This is a genomic window from Methylobacterium sp. B1 (assembly GCF_000333255.1).
Taxonomy (GTDB): Bacteria; Pseudomonadota; Alphaproteobacteria; order Rhizobiales; family Beijerinckiaceae; genus Methylobacterium; species Methylobacterium fujisawaense.
In genome coordinates this window covers 1-1,808 of record NZ_BACT01000044.1, presented here as the reverse complement: position 1 = coordinate 1,808, position 1,808 = coordinate 1, and the positions used below count along the sequence as shown (strand labels likewise).

General features: G+C 74.1%; 2 protein-coding genes and 1 pseudogene. 2 read left to right on the top strand and 1 reads right to left on the bottom strand.

Annotated features, from left to right (window positions below; genetic code table 11):
- Positions 1-978: 2-keto-3-deoxygluconate permease (locus tag I53_RS01245; RefSeq protein WP_083935933.1), on the top strand; the 978-nt coding region annotated here is incomplete at its 5' end.
- Between the two features lie 33 nt (positions 979-1,011).
- Here the strand turns inward: I53_RS01245 and I53_RS01240 are convergent.
- Entirely contained in the window at positions 1,012-1,263 is a 252-nt protein-coding gene (locus tag I53_RS01240; protein WP_043345843.1) for a DUF1674 domain-containing protein, read from the bottom strand.
- 152 nt (positions 1,264-1,415) lie between these two features.
- Between I53_RS01240 and I53_RS01235 the strand changes: the two are divergent.
- Positions 1,416-1,808 (top strand): annotated as a pseudogene (locus tag I53_RS01235) (transcription antitermination factor NusB); the annotation flags it as partial.

Genomic DNA, 1,808 nt, shown 5'->3' with positions numbered 1-1,808 from the left:
ATTCCCGGCGGCCTGATGCTGGTGCCGCTGCTGCTCGGAGCCCTGTGCAGGACCTTCGCGCCGGGGTCCCCGGCCTATTTCAAGGGCTTCACGCAGGGGATCATGACCGGCGTGATCCCGATCCTGGCGGTCTGGTTCTTCTGCATGGGCGCCTCGGTCAGCCTGAGGGCGACCGGGACGGTGCTGCGCAAGTCCGGCACGCTGGTGGCGACCAAGCTGGTCGCCGCCTGGGCGATCGTGCTGGTGGCCGGGCTGTTCATCCCGCCCGAGGGGATCCAGACCGGCTTCTTCGCCGGCCTGTCGATCCTGGCGATCGTCTGCGCGATGGATATGACCAATGGCGGCCTCTACGCCTCGCTGATGCAGACCTACGGCAGCCGCGAGGAGGCCGGCGCCTTCATCCTCACGTCGATCGAATCCGGCCCGCTGATGAGCATGATCATCCTCGGGGCCTCCGGGGCTGCGCATTTCGAGCCGCAGATCTTCGCGGGCGCGGTATTGCCCTTCCTCGTCGGCTTCGCCCTCGGCAACCTCGACCCGAAGCTCCGGGCCCTGTTCGCCCCGGGCGGCCAGCTGATGATCCCGTTCTTCGCCTTCGCGCTGGGGAACACCGTGGACCTCAGCAACCTGCTCTCGCCGCTCGCGGGGCTCGGCATCGTGCTGGCGCTGGCGGTGATCGTCCTGACCGGCATCCCGCTGATCCTGGCCGACCGGGCGATCGGGGGCGGGACCGGCACGGCGGGGCTGGCGGCCTCCTCGACGGCCGGGGCCGCCGCCGCCAACCCGCTGGCGATCGCCGCCGTCGCCCCGCACTTCGCCCCGGCCGCGCAGACCGCCACCGTGCTGGTGACGATCTGCATCATCGTCACCTCGATCCTCGTGCCGATCCTGACCGGGCTCTGGTACCGGCGGTTCGGGGCGGGTGCGGCGGAAGCCCGGACCGAGGCCGGCCCGCCGCTGGCGGTCCCCGGCGAATAGGGCCGGACCGGTGCGCCGGCCCCTGCGCCGTCCTCAGAAGTCGACCGCGAGGCCCTTCACCTCCCAGTCGTCGTAGCGCACCGGCTCCAGGCCGCCGCGCCCCTGGCGCTCGGGCCGGGCGCTGATCTCGGCGGCCCGGGCGTCGATCGCCGCGCGGCGCTCGGCGGCCTCGGCCAGGGCGCGCTGCGCCGCCGGGCTGAGCGCGCGGGGCGGGGCCGTGCCGTCGCCGGCCTCCGGTCCGTCCGGATCCTGCCTGTGCGGGTCTTGTGCGGTCGGCTCTTGCATCGCGCTCGCTCGAGTGTGAGGGCGTAGGCCCAGAAGACGTTGGATCTGGAGCAGAAGTGGCATCGCGGGACACAGGCCGCAACACGCGGAAGGAAGCTTCGACGGGCGAGACCGGGCCGGATACGGCGGGCCTGGCCGCGCGCCGCGCGGCGATGCAGGCGGTCGCGGCCCTGATCGGCCAGGAGCGCCCCCCCGCCCTCGACGACGCCCTCGCCCAGGCGATCCGCGCTGAGGCGCTGGCGCCGGCCGACGCCGGGCTGGCGCGGGCCATCGCGGTGGCGACCTTCCGCCGCTACGGGCTGATCCGCGCCGCCCTGGCCGCGCGGCTGGAGCGCGGGCTGCCCGCGGCCAAGCCGCAGCTCACGGCCCTTTTGGCCACCGCGACCGCCCAGCTCCTCGACCTCGCGGTCCCCGACCACGCCGCCGTCGACCTCGCGGTGCGGCTCGCCAAGGGGGATACCCGCACGGCCCATCTCGCCGGGCTTGGTCAACGCGGTGCTGCGCCGGATCGCCCGGGAGCGCGACTCGAACCTGGCCGCGGACGC